Here is a 16265-nt window from a genome sequence, read left to right as displayed (position 1 = left end):
CGCCCCGACGGTCAGCGCCGGGTGCCACGCCACTGCTCGCCGAGAGGTGCCCGCCCGTGTCACAGCGCTCTGTCCGCCCCCGTTCGTCCGCCCGCGCGGGATGGACGGCCGCACTCGCGCTGGCACTCGCGCCGATGGCACTGACCGGGGCTGCCGCCCCGGCGATCGCGGCCGTCCCGACTGTCGCTGACGCCAATGCCGCCGCCTCGAGCGCCGCTGTCTCGAGCGCCGCAGCGACCCCCGCCGCGTCATGCACGATCACCGCGGGCACCCTGACGTGGGGTTTCAAGGAGTCGTTCCGCTCCTATATCTCCGGCACGATCGCGAAGGGCGCCTGGGAACCGACCGGCGGCGCCACCTACGAGACCCCGAACTTCGGATGGTCGGCGGCCACGGGGGAGTTCGATCCCGCGACCCTCGTCGGTGACGTCCACTACGCGGGCGGGGTGCACTTCACGGGGCACAACGGACTCCTCGACACCACCATCGCGAACCCGACTCTGCGCTTCGCCGCCGACGGCTCGGGTGCCCTCCTTCTCGACATCACGTCGCTCAGCATGGACGATGCGATGGCCGGCAACACCGAGAACGTGGCCTCTCTCGCGCAGGTGCCGATCGTGTCGCTCGACCTGGCCGCCGCGCCGCTCCAGTCGTCGGGCGACTCGCTCACCGTGACCGGCACGGCGGTGCCGACGACGATGACGGCCGAGGGCTTCGCTGCGTTCGGAAGCTACGACGCCGGCACCCCGTTCGACCCGGTGACCTTCTCGTTCACGGTCGAGTGCCCCGAACCCGAGCCGACGTCGGAACCGACCGCGGAGGCATCCGCCGCGACCACGCCGACCCCGGTCGCGGCCTCCGCAGACGGCCCCGCCGACCTCTCGTGGATCCCCTGGCTCGGTGGCGGTATCCTCGCGGCGGCCGTCATCGTCTGGGTCGTGCTGCGGCGCCGCACCTCCGGCGCGACCGGTGCTGAGACGGGCCCCGCCAGCGCGGGCGACCCCGCGGGCCCCGCCAGCGCGGGCGACAACGCCGCCCCCGCCAGCGCGGGCGACAACGCCGCCCCCTCCAACGCGGGCGACAACGCCGCCCCCTCCGGCGCAGACGCCCCCGCGACCCCGGACGACCCGCGCACTCCGGACGGTTCCGCGTGAGACGCCGCATCCGCCTCGCGGCCGCTCTGGCGCTGGCAGCCCTCGCGCTGTCGGGGTGCGCCGGGGTGACGCCGGCTCCGACGGCGAGCTCGGTCGTCGCCGATGCGAGCACGCCGCTGTCTGCGCTCGATCTCGTCGACGACCCGCGTGGGTACGTCGGCGAGTCGACGGCCGTGATGGCGGATGCGGGCATCGATCCGGTCGCGGATGACCCCGCGCAGGCGCTGCCCGCGACGGTCGTCTCACACGATTCCGCGGGTGACTCCTCGGTCACGGTCGACGACACGTCTCGCGTCGTGGCGATGGACCTGTCGGGCTCGATCGCGGCGACGGTCTGGGGGCTCGGGTTCGGCGACACCCTCGTCGGCGTCGATCAGGCCGTCACCTTCCCGGGCACAGAAGACATCCCGGTCGTGACGTCGGGCGGGCACACGGTGAACGCCGAATCGGTCATCGCCCTGCGGCCGACGCTCGTGCTCACGGACGGCAGCATCGGCCCCCGCGACGTCGTCGAGCAGTTGCGCGACGTGGGCATCACGGTCGTCTTCGTCGCGAACGAGCCGTCGTTCGCCGGCGCCGCGCAGCTGGCGCACGACGTGGCGGCGGTCTACGGCGCTCCGGATGCGGGCACCCTGCTGGCCGATCGCGTTGAGGCGGACGTCGACGCGAAGATCGCCGAGATCGCGGCCATCGCACCGCGCGAGGACGGCGAGAAGCTGCGGATGCTGTTCCTCTACCTCCGCGGCAGCGCGGGGGTCTACTACCTCTTCGGCGAGGAATCGGGCGCCGACCAGCTCATCGAGGGCCTCGGCGGGATCGACGTCGCCGGCGAGCTCGGCTGGGACGGCATGAAACCGATGACGGATGAGGCGATGGTCGCCGCCGATCCCGATCTGGTGCTCGTGATGACGCACGGCATCGAGTCCGTCGGCGGAGTCGACGGACTGCTCGCTGACAAGCCCGCGATCGCCCTCACCGCCGCGGGCGAGCACCGCCGCTTCGTCGACATGGACGACGGCCAGATCCTGTCGTTCGGTCCGCGCTCCGCGCTCGTGCTCGACGCGCTGGCCCGGGCGATCTACGCGCCCGCAGCCGGATCCGGCTCGTGAGCGCAGAGGTCGCGCCCGCCCGCGGACTCCGGGGGCGCCGGGTCGCGGTGTACGCGACCGGAGCGGTGCTGCTCGTCGTCGGCGTCATCGTGTCGGCCGGTCTCGGGCAGCTCGCGATCGCACCGCAGGAGGTCGTCGGCTCGGTGCTGCGGGCGATCGGCATCGACAACGGCTGGGCGCCGACCGATCCGCTCATCGAGCAGACCCTGTGGCAGATCCGCTTCCCGCGGATCGCCATGTCGCTGCTCGTCGGCGCGCTGCTGGCCGTCGCCGGCGCGGTGATGCAGGCCATCTTCGGCAACCCGCTCGCGGAGCCCGGCGTGGTCGGGGTCTCCTCGGGTGCCGCGTTGGGCGCGGCGGCCGCGATCGCCCTGGGCCTGTCGTTCTTCGGTTCGTGGACGACGGCGCTTCTCGCGTTCGCCGGCGGGCTCGGGGCGACGATGCTCGTCTACGGCGCCGCGCGGGCCCAGGGACGCACCGAGTCGGTCACGCTGATCCTGACCGGAATCGCGGTGAACGCCTTCGCGGGCGCGGGCCTGGCGATCCTCATGTTCCTCGGCGACACCTCGTCGCGCGAGCAGATCGTGTTCTGGCAGCTCGGGTCCATGAACGGATCGCGCTGGCCCGAGGTCGGGATCGTCGCCGTCGTCGGCGCGGTGGGGGTCGCGGTCGCGATCGGCCTGGCGCGTCGCTACGACCTGCTGGCGCTCGGCGATCGCACCGCCGCGCACCTCGGTGTGCACGTGGAGCGGCTCCGGATCGTCTCCATTGTGCTCGTCGCGCTCCTCACCGGAGTCGCGGTCGCGTTCGTGGGCATCATCGCGTTCGTCGGGCTCGTCATCCCGCACCTGGTCCGGATGCTGATCGGCCCCGCGAACCGTCCGCTGCTCATCGCGTCGGCTCTCGGCGGCGGAGCGCTTCTCGTGTACGCCGACGTGCTCGCCCGCACCCTGATGCCGTCGGCGGACCTGCCGATCGGCATCCTCACCTCGCTGATCGGCGGACCGTTCTTCTACTGGCTGATCCGGCGCAGCCGCCGGCAGGGCGGGGGGTGGGCGTGAGCCGCATCGCATATTCCCTCTCCGGCGTCGGGTATCGCGTCGGCGGTGCCACGATCCTCGAAGACGTGACGCTCGAGGTCGCCTACGGGCGCGTCCTCGCGCTCGTCGGGCCGAACGGTGCCGGCAAGTCCAGCCTGCTCGGCATCCTGACCGGTGACGCGTCCCGCTCGTCGGGAACCGTGACCCTCGACGGCCGCCCGATCGAGGGGTTCCGGGCGCGCGAGTTGTCCCGCATCCGTTCCGTGCTGCTGCAGACGAATCAGGTGTCGTTCGGGTACACCGCCGCCGAGGTCGTCGAGATGGGACGCACGCCCTGGGTGGGGTCGGAAACGGCCGAACCCGACGACGTGGCGATCCCGCGTGCCCTGGAGCGAGCGGATGTGGCGCACCTCGCGTCGCGCGTCTTCTCGTCGCTCTCGGGTGGTGAGCGCGCCCGCGTATCGCTCGCGCGGGTGCTGGCGCAGGACACCCCGATCGTGCTCCTCGACGAACCCACGGCGGCGCTCGATCTGCGCCACCAGGAGGATGTGCTGCGTATCGCGCGCGATCTTGCCGCGCAGGGGAGGGCCATCGTCGTCGTGCTGCACGATCTGTCGCTCGCGGCCGCGTACGCCGATGACATCGCGATCCTGCACGAGGGGCGGATGCAGGCGATGGGCGCCCCGTCGGACGTTCTGACCGCGGAGCGCATCGAGCGCGTGTACGGCACGCCGGTGCGGGTTCTCGACGATCCCGACACGGGCCGCCCGGTCATTCTGCCGCGCCGCTCTCGATAACGAATTGCGAACAACACTCACAGTTCGCGATCAGGTAAGGATAGGCTTTCCTAAGTTTGGCGATGTTCCGCCTCGCGTCTTCCCTGGCGCATCCGCCCCTTTCGAGGAGTCCTACCCGTGCAGAAATTACGAAGAGCACCGCTGTGGCGAGTGCTGGCGAGCGTGCTGACCGGCGCGCTGATCGCATCCGGAGCAGCCCTCGGGGTTGCCATCCCCGCCCAGGCCGCTGACGGTTACACCGTCGCCGGTGCGGCGACCAGCACCCCGAACGACAAGATCACCGTCGCCGTGAGCGGTGCGGGTTACGCCGAGATTCCGCTGCTGCCGGGGCAGCAGGAGCGATCTCTCTACGTTGCGCTGATCCCGAAGGGCACGGCCCTGTCGGAGATCGGTCAGGGCGGCGCCGTTCCGAACATCGCCGTCTCCCCCGACGCGCAGGGCAACATCGTCGGCTCGCTCGAGCAGTCGGCGGCGACGCTGGATCGCGCGAAGACCTACGAACTCGTGGCGTGGCCGTCGCGCTCGAACCCGTCGGATGCGAACCTCTACGCCCGTGCCGACGTGGCGATCGACTGGAACGCGTTGTTCCCTGCCCCGGTCGAGCCTGAGCCTGAGCCGACTCCGGTCTACACGGTTTCCGGGTCGTCAACGGTCGTTCCGAACGAGAAGGTCACCGTAGCCATCACCGGCGGTGGCTACGCCGACATCCCACTCCTTCCCGGTCAGCAGGCGCGTTCGCTGTACGTCGCGTTGATCCCGGCCGGCACCGATCTGGCCGGCGTCGGCCAGGGCACCGCGTTCCCGAACGCCGCCGTGTCGCCGAACGCGCAGGGGCAGATCTCCGGCTCGCTCGAGCAGAGCGCATCCACGCTGGACCGCACCAAGAGCTACGAGGTCATCGCGTGGCCGTCGCGGTCGGTCCCGACCAACGAGAACGTCTACAGTCGCTCCGCCGTGACGATCGACTGGAACGCACTGTTCCCGGCTCCGGTGCCTACCGTCACCGTCTCGAAGACGTCCGGTCTGGACTCCGAGGGCGAGACGGTCACCGTCTCGGGTACCGGATTCATCGCGAACGCTCCGGCGACGTCGGGCACCCGCCCGCCGCTCGCGGGCAAGTTCGCTGGCGCGTACGTCGCCTTCGGTTCATTCGCCGATGTGTGGCAGCCGTCGGCCGGTGCCGCGAGCACCGCGCGGAAGACGTTCGATACCAAATGGGGCCTCCTCGCCGGGGATATGGCCACGGTGGGCGGACCGGCTGCGGGCGCGATCGAGATCACTCCCGAGGGGACGTTCACGACCACGTTGACGGTGTCTGAAGCCGAGGGCGCTCTGGTCGACGGCAACTGGGGTGTGTACACCTACCCGGGCGGCGGCGCGAAGTACGCGCCGTTCGAGACCTACACCCCGATCACCTTCGCTGCGGCCCCGGTGGAGCCGGTGGTCCCGTCGATCACCGTGTCGAAGACCGCGGGCCTCGATCCCGAGGGTGAGACCGTCACCGTGACGGGCACGAACTTCGACACCTCGGCCCTGGGGCTGTACGGCCCGACGGCCGGCAAGCCGGCTGGCTTCTACGCCCAGATCGGCTGGATCAACGAGTCGTGGCGTCCGTCGGAGGGCGCGGCATCCGGAGCGCGCTCGAACGCCTACTCCGCGTGGGTGCAGTCGACCGAGACCGCATCGCCGTACCTGAAGTGGACGACGAACGCCGATGGCACCGCGAACTTCTCGTGGACCGTCACGATCGACAAGGCCACCCTCGATGCGAAGTCCCGCCAGGGCGCGACGCTCGCGGTCTTCACCATCGGCGCGGGCGGAGTGGTCCAGGCGGCCAACGAACTCGCGGTCCCGATCGCTTTCGCCTCCGCCCCGGTGGAGCCGGAGGTTCCGGTCGAGCCCGAGGTTCCGGTCGGCGAACCGACCATCACGGTCACCCCGAACACCGCGCTCGACGCCGGAAAGACGAACGTCCTCACGATCACGGGCAAGAACTTCGTCGGCCCGGGTGCCGCCAACGGTGCGTACGTGCTGTTCGGTGAGACGTCCCTCTGGAGCGGCCAAAGAGCGCTTCCCGCGTCCGGCTGGATTGCCCAGGCGCACGTTCAGACAGGTCAGATCACGAACGGTGAGTTCACCACGACGCTGACGGTGCCCGCGGGCACGCTGGACGCGACGAAGAGCTACCAGGTCGCGACCTCGGCCGCCCACGGTCTGTCGATCACCGACCGTTCGATGGATGCGTTCGCACCGGTCACGGTCGCCGCTCCCGCGGCGCCCTTCGTGGGCTTCCCGCTGGGCGCTTCTGTGCAGCCCGGGCAGACGCTGAGCATCGTCGGTGGCGGCTTCGCTCCGGGTGACGTCGTCACCGCGGTCGCGAACTCGACTCCGGTGACGATCGGAACGGCGACCGCATCCGCATCCGGGATCGTGTCGTTCAGCTGGGCGGTGCCGGCCGGGTTCGAGACGGGCGCGCACACCCTGACGCTGAGCGTCGCCGGCGCGGTCGTCGCGTCTGCGACGTTCACGGTCACGGCCGCCGCCGTACTGCCCGCCGTCGAGGCCCCCGCGGCCGAGTCGTGCGTCGCGCAGTCGGTGTCGGGTGCCAGCATCCAGTGGGGAGTGAAGGAATCCTTCCGCTCCTACATCACCGGAAGCATCGCGAACGGCAGCATCTCCGGCGGCTGGGGTGCGGGCGCCGGTGCGTACAGCACCGACTCCGACCGGGGCCGGGTCAGCTACACCGGAGCCGTGCACTACACGGGTCACAACGGTCTGCTCGACATGACCCTGTCGAACCCGCGCATCCAGGTGAACAGCGCCACTTCGGCATCGCTCATCCTGAACGTGCAGTCGACGGATGCGTCCGGCAACGCCGCGGTCAACGCATCCGGGATCGTCTTCGCGACGCTCTCGCTGCCCGCCGCGTCCGAGTCGTCCGCCCGCATCAGCTGGTCGAACGCGTCGGCGACGCTGACGTCCGCGGGAGCCGAGGCCTTCGCCGGCTTCTACTCGGCCGGCACGGCACTCGACCCGGTGTCGTTCAGTTTCCCGCTGGGCGCTGAGGTTCCGTGCGACAGCACCACGACGGGTGACCTCGCCGCCACCGGTGGCGAGTCGTCCTTCGACGTGATGTGGCTGGGTGCGGGCCTGCTCGCCCTGGGTGCGCTGCTCGTCGTCGCACGCCGCCGTCGCCTGACGGTCTGAGCGAACGGATGCGGCGCGCTCCGGCCGCCGCATCCGACCGAAGCGCCGGTCCCTTCGGGGGCCGGCGCTTCGTCGCAGGTGAGAGAATGGGGGTTATGGCCGAAGAGCCGCAGGACCTCCCCCTTCCCCGCACCGTCATCGACGACCGGATCGAGACCGTGCGCGTGCGCCGCGCCCCCAAGTACGGGGTGTTCCTCGTGCTCGGTGCCGCGCTCGGCGTCCTCGCGGCCATGATCCTGACCTTCGCGTTCGACGGCACGGAGCGAGCCAGTGCATCCGGCGTCGAGTACGGCCAGATGCAGGTCTTCGGCTTCCTCGCCCTCATCGGCATCGCCGTCGGCGGCACCCTCGGCGGCGTCGTCGCGCTGCTGTTCGACCGGATTCTCAGCCCGCGCGCGCGCCAGGTATCGGTCGATCACGAGCGCACCCGCGTCGACGAGGTCTGACGTCCCACGCCACCGACGGCCGCGATGATGCGGCGGGGAGAGGCGCGTCAGCTGCGGGGCTTGGCCTTCGCGTTGTTCCGGTTGTGGTGGACGATGCCGAAGATCAGAGTGCCGAGAAACAGCACGACCCCGATGATCCCGAGCCAGAGCAGGCCCTCGAGCGCGAAGCCGACGACGGCGAGGATCGCCCAGATGACGAGCAGAACGATGATGGTCTTCATGAGTGGGGGTGTCCTGGGTCTGTGAGGGTGGAGCGGATCAGTGGATGCGGAGCTCGGCGACGAGAGGGCACGCGAACGGGTCTCGCGCAGACAGTCCGACCCGGTTGAGGTACCGGATGACGATCCCGTACGAGCGCAACAGGGTGGTCTCGGTGTAGGGCACGTCGAGGCGATCGCAGTGCTCGCGGACGAGGAGCCGGGCGTGCTTCAGCGCCGGACGCGGCATCGACGGGAACAGGTGGTGCTCGACCTGGTAGTTCAGGCCTCCCATCAGGAGCGAGACCCACCATCCGCCCCGAATGTTGCGGGACGTCCGCACCTGGCGGGAGAAGAAATCGATCTTCGCGTCGTGGGCGATCGTGGGCATGCCCTTGTGGTTCGGCGCGAATGACGCCCCCATCATCACGCCGAAGACGGCCAGCTGCACCCCGAGGAACGCGCACGCCATGCCGAGGGGCAGAAACCAGAACACGGCCGTCAGGTAGATGCCGAAGCGGGCAACGAGCAGAAGGCCCTCGAGCCATCGGTGCGCCACATCGGCCTTGATCCCGTTGCCGCTGATCACCGAGCGGGCGGCGATCCAGTGCAGATTGAGCCCCTCGAGGGTGAGAAGGGGGAAGAACAGCCAGCCCTGGAAGCGGAGGAAGAACCGCACCGGCGCGCTCTTCACGGCCGCGACATCCTCGGGCAGGAAGTGGATCGTGTCGGGCATGATGTCGGGGTCCTTCCCGACGGTGTTCGGGTTGCCGTGGTGCCGGGTGTGCTTGTTCATCCACCACGCGTAGCTGAGGCCGACGACGAAGGTGGCGACGAACCGTCCCGCACGGTCGTTCCACTTCCGCGACTCGAACACCTGCCGGTGGGCCGCTTCGTGGGCGAGGAACGCGAACTGGGTGAACAGCACGCCCAGCGCTGCCGCGACGAGGAGCTGCCACCAGGACTCGCCGATCATCACGAATGCGACTCCGCATCCGATCGTCGCGACGACGAGCACGGCGAACAGCGACCAGTAGAAGGCGTATCGTCGCCGCAGGAGCCCCGCGTCCTTCACCTGGGCGAGCAGCGCGGAGTAGCTGGAGGTGCCCCCGGAGCGCGCCCCGTTGCCCGGCCCCGTCGTGCGGAACGGGCTCGTGCTCGGGCCTCCCGACGGCACCGGGCGTTCGTCGAGATCCGTGCGCGGGCCGTCAGCAGAACGCGACTCTCGAACCGTTGCGCGGTCAGACGATGCGCGGTGCGTACTCATGCTGCTCCCTGGGCGTCATCAGAATGAAGAACGTTCCGGCGGCCAGGGTCTGGGGCAGCGCTCGATCAGGGTAAAACGGTCGCGCTCGCCGATGCAAGTCGACCCGGATGCGGCGCCGATGTGCATGTCCGCCGTGGTCAACGGGGTGTGCCGCGCGCGGTTACGGTGAATCGGTCACCCAACCGAAGGGACGTCGCCTGTGCCTCATTCGCGAGAATCACGTCTGGTCGAGACGTTCGTCACACTCACCGACAGCCTGGTGGCCGATTACGACGTCGTCGACGTGCTGCAGACGTTGGTCGATCGGGCCGTGGAGCTATTCGACGCCGCGGCGGGGGCCATCCATCTCGCCGACAAGAACAACGTGCTGCAGGTGGTCGCCTCCACGAGCGAACGCAGCAGCTTCATCGGTCTCCTTCAGCTCAATGCGGGGGAGGGGCCGTGCATCGCGGCCGTCACGACGGGACGGCTCGTGACGGCCGAGAGTGCCGACGAGCTGCGCCGGCACTGGCCGCGGTTCGCGGAGGCGTCGAAAGAACGCGGGTACGCGGGCGTCCACGCCATCCCCCTCCGCTTGCGAGACACGACGGTCGGGTCGCTGAACCTGTTCCGCGAGACGGAGGGCGCACTCAACGGCGCAGATGCCCGCGCCGCGCAGGCCCTCGCCGACGTCGCCACGATCAGCCTGCTGCAGCAGCGCACCATCCGGAACGCCACCCTCGCGGCCGAGCAGCTGCAACACGCGCTCGACAGCCGGGTCGCGATCGAACAGGCCAAGGGATACCTGGCACGCGCAGCCGGTGTCGACATGGACACCGCGTTCCGCATGATCCGCAAGTACGCCCGCTCCCGCCAGGAGCGCCTGAGCGACGTCGCCGCGGCGGTCGCGCGGGACGAGATGCCCCTCAGCGAGCTCGTCGCCGACGGCGCGTTCTAGCCTGGCCGCGCGGGCGGGCGCCGCGGGGCGGGTGCGGGCGCCGCGGGCGGGTGCGGGCGCGGCGGGCGGTGCCGCGAACGGGTGCGGGCGCGGCCAGGGTGCGGGCGCCGTAGGTGACCCGTGACGTCACCGGATTCGGAGATGTCACGGGATTCGGAGGGTTCGGGCGCGTGTGATCCGAATCTCGTCGCATCTCCGAATCTGGCGACAGACGGGGCGGATGCTGGGCGCGGGCGGATGCGGCCGCCGCGGCGCGTGGTGCGCGACCGACGTCCGCGTCAGGCGAGTTCGGCGATGATCGGGTGGATCGCGGCGTCGAACGCGACGACGTCGCCGCGGAGTCCGTCGGTCACGGCGACCGTCAGGGATCCGATCCACCACAGGCCGCGCTGCGTCAGGGGCAGCACCTGCACGTTCAGCTCGAACGAGTGCGCCCGGCGCCCGACTTGGCGCTCGTGGACGGCGATCGCGCTCGCATACGCGCGGTAGGAGGCGCCAGTTCCCGCGGCTTCCCGTTTCGCGTACGTCTCGCTCGCCGCCCGGGCGAAGGCGAGCGCGCCGCCGGCGTGAGGTTCGATCGCGCGCCGCAACTCGTCGGCCCCGTCGACGGGGAGGGCCGCGTAGGTGTCGAAGCCTTCCACGAGCGAGAGCGGAACGGGCGACAGGTGCGCCTGCGGCTCGACCGTCATCGCCCAGTACGCGCGCCATTGCCGCTCGAGCATCGCGTGTTCGTCCGTTGCGGACACCTCGACGGTGTCGAGGCCGCGAAGCGGCGGAAGCTCCTCCGGCGCACGGATCCCAAGCACCTGGCGCAGATACAGCGCCGTCAGGACGGCCGGACTCGCGTCCTCGCGGACGATCCACTGCGGCCCTGCGGTGCTGCCCGGCATGGCGCCATTGTAGGGGCGCAGCATCCGCCGAGAACCGGTTCCGCCGCACCATCCGCCGCGCGAGATGAGGGCAATCCGCCCGGATGAGGAAATCCGCGCCCGATTCCCCCTCCGCTCGGCCATATCCCCTCATCTCGGCCGCGCTCCTCTGCGCGGTCGCGTCCGCGTCTGTCCCGTCTCAACCTCCGCGAGATGAGGGCAATCCGCCCGGATGAGGGGATTCGCGCCTGATTTCCCCTCCGCTCGGCCATATCCCCTCTCCTGGGCGGTCGCCCACCCGCCCCTCGCCCCCACCCCCGCACCTGCCCCCGCACGCCCCTCGCCCCGCGCACCTCACCCCCCCACCCCCGCACCGCACCCCGCCCCCACCCCCGAACCCGCCCCCACCCCCCCGCACCACCCCACCGGGTACCCGAAGCCCGGCGCGCGGGTAGGCTGTGCAGGTGGCCGCTCCCTCCCACGACCCCTATGCCGCCGCTGGCGTTGACACCGCCGCAGGCGACTTGGCCGTCGAGCTGATGAAGACCGCTGTCCGGCGTACGCACGGACCCGAGGTACAGGGCGGAGTGGGCGGATTCGCCGGGCTGTTCGACGCATCCGCGTTGCTCGGTTTCACGCGTCCGCTCCTGGCGAGCAGCACCGACGGTGTCGGCACGAAGGTCGCGATCGCGCAGGCCATCGACAAGCACGACACCATCGGTCAGGACCTCGTCGGCATGGTGGTCGATGACATCGTGGTCGTCGGCGCGAAGCCGCTGTTCATGACGGACTACATCGCCTGCGGCAAGGTCTTCCCCGACCGCATCGCCGCGATCGTCACCGGCATCGCCGCCGGATGCGAGGCCACCGGCACGGCTCTCGTCGGCGGAGAGACGGCCGAGCACCCCGGACTCCTGGGCGTGAACGACTACGACGTGGCCGGCGCGGCGACGGGTGTCGTCGAAGCCGACCGCGTGCTGGGCGCCGATCGCGTGCGCCCCGGGGATGCGGTCATCGCCCTCGCCTCGAGCGGTCTGCACTCCAATGGGTACTCGCTCGTTCGCCACATCGTCGCGGGCGCGGGCATCCAGTACGGCGACAACGCGGCGGACTTCGGTGCCACCTGGGGCGAGGCACTCCTGGAGCCGACGCGCCTCTACACGACGCCCGTCCTCGCCCTCATCGACGCTCTCGGCGGCGGCGTGCACTCGCTCAGCCACGTGACCGGCGGCGGCATCGCGGCGAACCTGGCCCGCGTCCTTCCGCCCGACAGCTGGGTCGACGTCGACCGGGCGACGTGGTCGCCCGCGCCGGTGTTCCGCGTTCTGGCCGACATCGGCGGGCTCGAGCTCACCGCGACGGAGGGCACCTGGAACCTCGGCATCGGCTTCCTCGCCGTCGTTTCTGCGGAGAAGGCGGATGCGGCCGCATCCGTTCTGCGCGAGTACGGCATCGACGCCTGGCAGGTCGGTGTCGTGGGTGACGGGCCGCGGCCTGTCGGTGAGTTCGTCCAGGGGGCGAAGGGTGTCGACGGCGGCGCCGTGCGCCTGGTCGGCGCGTACGCCACACGAGACGGAGCGAAGTAACACCACATGTGCGGCATCGTCGGAATGGTCGGGCAGGGCCTGGTCAACCAGGACATCTACGATTCGCTTCTCCTTCTGCAGCACCGGGGGCAGGACTCCACCGGTATCGCGACAGCGGAGCGGAGCGGTGTCTTCCACGCCGCGAAGGCGAAGGGTCAGGTTCGCGAGGCGTTCCGCACGCGTGACATGCGGGCGCTCCTCGGCAACATCGGCCTTGGTCACGTGCGCTACGCGACCAAGGGGACCGCGTCGAACGAGGAGGAAGCGCAGCCGTTCTACGTGAACGCGCCGTACGGCATCGTCCTCGTCCACAACGGCAACCTCACGAACACGCGCGAGCTGACCGGCGAGCTGTTCCACACCGATCGCCGTCACCTGAACACCACCTCCGACACCGAGCTGCTCGTGAACGTGCTCGCGAACGAGCTGCAGTCCGTGATCTCCGGGCCCGAGCTGGATGCGGCGCAGGTCTTCCAGGCGGTGACCCGCGTGCACGAGCGCGTCGAGGGGTCGTACGCCGCGATCGCGCTCATCGCGGGGTACGGGCTGCTCGCGTTCCGTGACCCGTTCGGCATTCGTCCACTCATTCTCGGCATCCGCCGCGACGGCGCCGGCGCCGAGGAGTGGGTCGTCGCGTCCGAGTCGCTCGTGCTGGAGAACGGCGGGTTCGAGGTCGTCCGCGACGTGCTGCCCGGCGAGGCCGTGTTCATCGACCTCGACGGCACGCTGCACTCGCAGATGTGCGCCACCGAGACCCAGCTCGCGCCGTGCTCGTTCGAGTACGTGTATCTCGCCCGCCCCGACTCGGTGATGAACGGCATCTCCGTCTACGAGGCGCGGCTGCGGATGGGTGACCGCCTCGCCGACACGATCGCGAAGCACACCCCGCGCGAGGCCATCGACGTCGTCATGCCCATTCCGGACTCCGCGCGTCCGGCCGCGATGCAGGTCGCGCGAAAGCTCGGCATCGAGTACCGCGAGGGCTTCTACAAGAACCGGTACGTCGGTCGCACCTTCATCATGCCGGGGCAGGCCGTGCGCAAGAAGAGCGTCCGGCAGAAGCTGAACGCGATGTCGAGCGAGTTCAAGGGCAAGAACGTCCTCCTGATCGACGACTCGGTCGTGCGCGGCACCACGAGCAAAGAGATCATCCAGATGGCGCGGGATGCGGGCGCCAAGACGGTGACGTTCGCTTCCGCGGCCCCGCCGGTGCGCTACCCGCACGTCTACGGCATCAACATGCCGTCCCGACATGAGCTGGTCGCGCACGGGCGCACGATCCCCGAGATCGCCCAGGAGCTCGGCGCCGACTACATGGTCTACCAGGAGGTCGAAGACCTGAAGGCCGCGATTCTCGAGGGCTCCGACATCACCGATCTCGACATGAGCTGCTTCGACGGCCGGTACATCACCGGCACCGTGACGGACGAGTACCTGGCCTGGGTCGAGGGCACCCAGACGTCGTGAGCGTGTCGCCGCGCCGCGGATCCGGGGCGACCCGACCCTTCGGACGATGACGCGCGTGGCGGCGGAGAGCCGCGGGCGCGTCCTGGCGGTGCTCGGCATCGTGCTCTTCGCGTTCTCGCTGCGGACGGGTGTCGCGTCGCTGTCGCCGATCGTCGACCACATCGCGCGACATCCCGCTCTCGCCGTGGTTGATCGGACTCATCGGCACGGCGCCCCCGGTCTGCTACGCCGTGTTCGGGATCGTCACGCCCGGCTTGGAACGTCGCTTCGGGTTGCAGCGCCTGGCCGTGATCGCCCTCGCCGTGGCGACGGTCGGTCTGCTCGGGCGGGCCGCCGCATCCGATGCGACGCTCCTGCTGGCGGCGACCGCGCTCGTGTTCGCGGCTGTCGGGGTCGGCAACGTGCTGCTGCCGCCGCTCGTGAAGCGGTACTTCCCCGGGCGGATCGGCGCCATGACGACGGTGTTCACGACCGCGATGGCGATCGCGACGTTCCTGCCGCCGCTCGTCGCGGTGCCGGTGGCGGATGCGGCCGGCTGGCGCTCGTCGCTCGGGCTCTGGGCGGTCTTCGCGGTCGCGGCGCTCGCGCCCTGGTTCGTGCTGTTGTGGCGCGAACGGACCCCCGTCGACGAGGCCGCCGACCGCCCCGACGAGTCCGTGCCGCCGCGCGTGCTGCGCCGGCTGTGGGCGCTGCCGACGACCTGGGCGCTCGTCGTCGGTTTCGCGGTGACGTCGGGAACGGCCTACACGGCCTTCGCGTGGCTGCCGCAGATCCTGATCGATCTCGCCGGCGTGACGCCCGCGCAGGCCGGCACCCTGCTGTCTCTCTTCGCGGTGATGGGCTTGCCCAGTTCGCTGCTCGTCCCGGTCGTGGTGGCCCGGTTCCGCGGGGCGGTGGGGATCTTGTTCGGCGCCGCCGTCGCGTCGGGTCTCGGCGGTCTCGGCGGCCTCGCGTTCGCGCCCGCTGCGGCGCCCTGGCTCTGGGCGGCGCTGCTCGGCATGTGTCCGCTGCTGTTCCCGCTGGTGCTGGTGCTGTTGAACCTCCGCACCCGCACGCACGAGGGTGCGGTCGCGCTCAGTGGCATCGTGCAGAGCGTCGGCTACGCGATCGCCGCGCTCTTCCCGTTCGGCGTCGGCATCGCCCACACCCTGACCGGCGGATGGGGCGTGCCGCTCGGGATGCTTGCTGTCCTGCTGCTCGCCGGAATCCCGGCGGCGATTATCGCGTCGAGGCCGCGGACCGTGGAAGAGGACTGGTCACGTCGTCACGGGGCGTGGTGACGGCGCGCCGGAACGAACGCGGCGACGATCAGCGGATGCGGACCGAACGCCTCGAGAGAGTCAGTGGGCGAGACGGCGCTACGCCTTCTCTTCCTCGTACTCGTCTTCGTAGTCGTCGGCCCACTTATCGACGTACTGGTTCTCGTCGGTCTCCGGCGGAGCGAGTTCACGCTCCAACGCCGAATAGTTCACTGCGGGGCTGTATGACTTCAGCTCCCGGGCGATCTTGGTGTGCTTCGCCTTTTGACGGCCACGCCCCATGCGAGACCCCCTCTGTTCTGACGTCGATTTCGTTACGTGCTCGACGCGTTCACGTGTTCCGGCTCAAGCCGGTAAGAGTAGCATTCAGAATAACACGGTGGCTTCCTGCGATCGCCGCGGGGGGCACGCTGCAGGAGGAACCATGAGCACGTATGCCGACGGCGGTACCGTCATCCTCGGGGCCACGCCCAATCTGCCGGCCCGTGTCTGGGCCGAGGCGGCGCGATACGCGGCCCTGTTCGGCACGCAACTCGTCGTGGCGCACGTGGATGTCACCCGGTTTGTGACCTACGAAGACCCCGATGGGGTTCCGCATTCCGCTCCGGTCGACCTCACCCGTATCGCCGCGACGCACGAGTTCGAACGGGTTCAGGAGGCGGCGGAGAAGTTCCTCGCCCCGAGCGGAGTCGCCTGGACCATCCGCACGCTGGTGGGTGACCCCGCGATGGCGCTCAAGGGTCTCGCCGACGAACTCGACGCGGCGGTCATCGTCGTCGGCACGCGGCGCCGCGGGTTCGGTGAGACGATGCGCGAGTTCTTCACCGGATCGGTGGCGGCGCGCCTCGCCCATCGCCAGCATCGCCCGGTGCTCGTCGTTCCCCTCCAGGAGTCGGTCGTCGGCGACGACGACCCCTGGAGGGACTGACG

Annotated in this window: 15 protein-coding genes; 11 read left to right on the top strand and 4 right to left on the bottom strand. The window is 70.2% G+C overall.

Annotated features, from left to right (window positions below):
- Nucleotides 1-56: 56 nt before the first annotated feature.
- The 6 genes from LMI96_RS09425 (at nucleotide 57) to LMI96_RS09400 (ending at nucleotide 7753) form a co-directional block, all read left to right on the top strand.
- The gene (locus LMI96_RS09425; protein ID WP_228361317.1) at nucleotides 57-1154 is read left to right on the top strand and encodes an HtaA domain-containing protein; all 1098 of its coding nucleotides are present in this window, start codon (nucleotides 57-59) and stop codon (nucleotides 1152-1154) included.
- The gene (locus LMI96_RS09420; RefSeq protein WP_228361316.1) at nucleotides 1151-2263 is read left to right on the top strand and encodes an ABC transporter substrate-binding protein; all 1113 of its coding nucleotides are present in this window, start codon (nucleotides 1151-1153) and stop codon (nucleotides 2261-2263) included. Before LMI96_RS09425 ends, LMI96_RS09420 begins: the two co-directional genes overlap by 4 nt.
- Nucleotides 2260-3324: an iron ABC transporter permease gene (locus LMI96_RS09415; RefSeq protein ID WP_228361315.1), complete on the top strand. Its 1065-nt coding sequence runs from the start codon at nucleotides 2260-2262 to the stop codon at nucleotides 3322-3324. Before LMI96_RS09420 ends, LMI96_RS09415 begins: the two co-directional genes overlap by 4 nt.
- Nucleotides 3321-4100 (top strand): heme ABC transporter ATP-binding protein, encoded by a 780-nt coding sequence (locus LMI96_RS09410; protein ID WP_228361314.1) that lies wholly within the window; start codon nucleotides 3321-3323, stop codon nucleotides 4098-4100. Before LMI96_RS09415 ends, LMI96_RS09410 begins: the two co-directional genes overlap by 4 nt.
- 117 nt (nucleotides 4101-4217) lie before the next feature.
- Complete coding sequence (locus LMI96_RS16345) at nucleotides 4218-7307, top strand: HtaA domain-containing protein (RefSeq protein ID WP_228361313.1); 3090 nt, start codon at nucleotides 4218-4220, stop codon at nucleotides 7305-7307.
- Nucleotides 7308-7402: 95 nt separating this feature from the next.
- Nucleotides 7403-7753 carry a potassium transporter Trk gene (locus tag LMI96_RS09400; RefSeq protein WP_228361312.1) on the top strand — a complete coding sequence of 117 codons (351 nt, stop codon included), beginning with the start codon at nucleotides 7403-7405 and terminating at the stop codon, nucleotides 7751-7753.
- 47 nt (nucleotides 7754-7800) lie between these two features.
- On the opposite strand, the gene LMI96_RS09395 is transcribed toward LMI96_RS09400, so the two are convergent.
- Together LMI96_RS09395 and LMI96_RS09390 are read right to left on the bottom strand one after the other, a co-directional pair.
- Nucleotides 7801-7974, bottom strand: coding sequence for a hypothetical protein (locus LMI96_RS09395; RefSeq protein WP_228361311.1), 174 nt, complete (start codon nucleotides 7972-7974; stop codon nucleotides 7801-7803).
- A gap of 37 nt (nucleotides 7975-8011) precedes the next feature.
- Nucleotides 8012-9217 (bottom strand): acyl-CoA desaturase, encoded by a 1206-nt coding sequence (locus tag LMI96_RS09390; protein ID WP_228361310.1) that lies wholly within the window; start codon nucleotides 9215-9217, stop codon nucleotides 8012-8014.
- Between the two features lie 199 nt (nucleotides 9218-9416).
- On the opposite strand from LMI96_RS09390, the gene LMI96_RS09385 reads away from it, so the two are divergent.
- Entirely contained in the window at nucleotides 9417-10154 is a 738-nt protein-coding gene (locus LMI96_RS09385) for a GAF and ANTAR domain-containing protein (protein WP_228361308.1), read from the top strand.
- A gap of 278 nt (nucleotides 10155-10432) precedes the next feature.
- Here LMI96_RS09385 and LMI96_RS09380 read toward each other — a convergent pair whose 3' ends face one another.
- A complete protein-coding gene (locus LMI96_RS09380) occupies nucleotides 10433-11044 on the bottom strand; it encodes a zinc-binding alcohol dehydrogenase (protein WP_228361307.1) in 612 nt (203 codons plus the stop codon).
- A 437-nt stretch (nucleotides 11045-11481) separates the two neighbouring features.
- Between LMI96_RS09380 and purM the strand changes: the two genes are divergently transcribed.
- From purM to LMI96_RS09365, 3 genes are all read left to right on the top strand, one after another.
- A complete protein-coding gene (gene purM / locus LMI96_RS09375) occupies nucleotides 11482-12609 on the top strand; it encodes a phosphoribosylformylglycinamidine cyclo-ligase (RefSeq protein ID WP_223722185.1) in 1128 nt (375 codons plus the stop codon).
- 6 nt (nucleotides 12610-12615) lie between these two features.
- Entirely contained in the window at nucleotides 12616-14076 is a 1461-nt protein-coding gene (purF, locus tag LMI96_RS09370; RefSeq protein ID WP_228361306.1) for an amidophosphoribosyltransferase, read from the top strand.
- 128 nt (nucleotides 14077-14204) lie between these two features.
- A complete protein-coding gene (locus LMI96_RS09365; RefSeq protein ID WP_308015757.1) occupies nucleotides 14205-15356 on the top strand; it encodes an MFS transporter in 1152 nt (383 codons plus the stop codon).
- A 78-nt stretch (nucleotides 15357-15434) separates the two neighbouring features.
- Here LMI96_RS09365 and LMI96_RS09360 read toward each other — a convergent pair whose 3' ends face one another.
- Nucleotides 15435-15617: a DUF3073 domain-containing protein gene (locus LMI96_RS09360; RefSeq protein ID WP_223722188.1), complete on the bottom strand. Its 183-nt coding sequence runs from the start codon at nucleotides 15615-15617 to the stop codon at nucleotides 15435-15437.
- Nucleotides 15618-15759: 142 nt separating this feature from the next.
- On the opposite strand from LMI96_RS09360, the gene LMI96_RS09355 reads away from it, so the two are divergent.
- Nucleotides 15760-16263 carry a universal stress protein gene (locus tag LMI96_RS09355; protein WP_223722189.1) on the top strand — a complete coding sequence of 168 codons (504 nt, stop codon included), beginning with the start codon at nucleotides 15760-15762 and terminating at the stop codon, nucleotides 16261-16263.
- The last annotated feature ends 2 nt before the right edge of the window (nucleotides 16264-16265 follow it).

It is taken from the genome of Microbacterium sp. cx-59, assembly GCF_020805625.1.
Lineage (GTDB): Bacteria > Actinomycetota > Actinomycetes > Actinomycetales > Microbacteriaceae > Microbacterium.
This window is presented reverse-complemented; position numbering and strand designations above follow the sequence as displayed.

Excerpts from the sequence above, each read along its gene's own strand:
- LMI96_RS09360 (WP_223722188.1), bottom strand. The coding sequence starts at position 15,617 with ATGGGGCGTGGCCGTCAAAAGGCGAAGCACACCAAGATCGCCCGGGAG.
- purF (WP_228361306.1), top strand. The coding sequence starts at position 12,616 with ATGTGCGGCATCGTCGGAATGGTCGGGCAGGGCCTGGTCAACCAGGAC.
- LMI96_RS09380 (WP_228361307.1), bottom strand. The coding sequence starts at position 11,044 with ATGCCGGGCAGCACCGCAGGGCCGCAGTGGATCGTCCGCGAGGACGCG.
- LMI96_RS09400 (WP_228361312.1), top strand. The coding sequence starts at position 7,403 with ATGGCCGAAGAGCCGCAGGACCTCCCCCTTCCCCGCACCGTCATCGAC.
- LMI96_RS09390 (WP_228361310.1), bottom strand. The coding sequence starts at position 9,217 with ATGAGTACGCACCGCGCATCGTCTGACCGCGCAACGGTTCGAGAGTCG.
- LMI96_RS09395 (WP_228361311.1), bottom strand. The coding sequence starts at position 7,974 with ATGAAGACCATCATCGTTCTGCTCGTCATCTGGGCGATCCTCGCCGTC.
- LMI96_RS09355 (WP_223722189.1), top strand. The coding sequence starts at position 15,760 with ATGAGCACGTATGCCGACGGCGGTACCGTCATCCTCGGGGCCACGCCC.